Origin of the sequence: Parabacteroides sp. AM58-2XD (assembly GCF_003463685.1) — a bacterium.
Taxonomy (GTDB): domain Bacteria; phylum Bacteroidota; class Bacteroidia; order Bacteroidales; family Tannerellaceae; genus Parabacteroides; species Parabacteroides segnis.
In genome coordinates this window covers 1-781 of the sequence record NZ_QSDP01000255.1, presented here as the reverse complement: position 1 = coordinate 781, position 781 = coordinate 1, and the positions used below count along the sequence as shown (strand labels likewise).

At 30.9% G+C, this 781-nt stretch carries 1 pseudogene; it reads left to right on the top strand.

Features of this window, described 5'->3' with window-relative positions:
* Window positions 1-24 precede the first annotated feature (24 nt).
* Window positions 25-781 (top strand): annotated as a pseudogene (locus DXA15_RS25140) (hypothetical protein); the annotation flags it as partial.

Sequence of the window (781 nt, the reverse complement as noted above, 5' to 3'; positions counted from 1 at the left end):
TATTTGTTACTTACATATGGGTTTATGTTAGAAGGACGTACCTTGTGTGATAAGTATTTTAAACTTAAACCAGGATTATTATCTTTTAGTACAAGATGGGAAAATTTCAGAAAAAGATATTGTTTATTGAATAATGAGCCGGATTATTCAATGTCTGAAAATGAAGCTATTGAGTTGTGTGATTCAGAATTTAGAAGAGTAATAATATCACAATTCGAAAAAGATAAAGAATATGGATACAAACATTTAGTTGCATTAAGCGGTGGATTAGATTCTAGAATGACATCATGGGTAGCTCACGAACTAGGATATGCAGAACAATTAAATTATACTTTCTCCCAAAGCGACTATTTGGATGAATCCGTGCCAAAACAAATTGCACGGGATTTAAAACATGAATGGATTTTTAAATTTCTAGATAATGGATTGTGGCTGAAAGATATAGAAAATATCACAAAAATTACAGGTGGTAATGTGTTGTATTATGGTTTAGCGCATAATGGAAGCTTTTTAGAGAATTTGAATCTAGAGAAGTATGGTATTATTCATTCAGGACAATTGGGAGATGTAATTTTTGGAACCTGGTATGAATCGCCCAATCCTCAAGCCCAGTTCCATTTAGGGAATGGAGCATATTCTTGTACCTATTTAGATAAAATTAGTAATATATCAATTGAGAAATTTGATAATCAAGAAATTTCTAAATTTTATCATAGGGGATTTTGTGGTACTAATAATGGACAATTAATAGATATGATTTATTCAGAAACTTGCTCTCCAT